The sequence below is a fragment of the Pseudomonas sp. LJDD11 genome, from assembly GCF_024584215.1.
GTDB lineage: Bacteria > Pseudomonadota > Gammaproteobacteria > Pseudomonadales > Pseudomonadaceae > Aquipseudomonas.
The window spans coordinates 1-648 of the sequence record NZ_JANJFL010000093.1 but is presented as its reverse complement, the minus strand read 5'-3'; the positions used below and the strand labels follow the sequence as shown (position 1 = coordinate 648).

Annotated in this window: 1 protein-coding gene and 1 pseudogene; both read left to right on the top strand. The window is 59.0% G+C overall.

The genetic code is table 11. The features are described 5' to 3' along the window. Positions 1-234 (top strand): DotU family type IV/VI secretion system protein (locus tag NRB16_RS28920; protein WP_257107570.1); only part of this gene is annotated, 234 nt, incomplete at its 5' end. A 13-nt stretch (positions 235-247) separates the two neighbouring features. Beyond that, positions 248-648, top strand: a pseudogene (locus NRB16_RS28915) (type VI secretion system membrane subunit TssM); the annotation flags it as partial.

Sequence of the window (648 nt, the reverse complement as noted above, 5' to 3'; positions counted from 1 at the left end):
CAATTGCGCGGTGATGTACCCCGTGAGCTGTCGCCCCATTGGGAGGGCTTGAACGATCAGCGCCGCAGCCTGGTACGCATCGTGCCGGTGTGGATGGTGGTGCTGTTTACCTTCGTCTGCCTGGTGGTGATGTATTCCGGTTTCGCCTGGATGCTGGGCGAGCAGCGCGACACCGTTCTGCAACCTTATCAGCCGTTTGACCAGACCGCGGTTCAGCCGCAGTCGCAGCCGTAATCAGGGACGCGTGATGAAGAATTTTTTCAAGAAAGTCGGCGCATTCCTGCGCAAGACATGGGTCTGGACACTGCTGCTGGTACTGTTTGTCGCGTTGCTGGTGTGGTTCGTGGGGCCGCTGCTGGCGGTCAATGACTACAAGTTCTGGGAAGGCTCGACGTCCCGCCTGCTGACCATCAGTGTGCTGTTCCTGATCTGGGGCCTGACCATGGTCTTCGTCAGCTGGCGCGCCGGTGTTCGCAAGAAAGCGATGGAAGAGAGCGAAGACGGCCAGGATCGTCTTCGCCGCGAAGAGCAGATCGACGAAGAACAGAAAGAATTGAAAGCGCGCTTCAAGGATGCGCTCAAGACCCTGAAAACGTCGAGCCTGTATCGCGGCCGCAGCGAACGCTGGCGCAGCGATTTGCCCTGGTA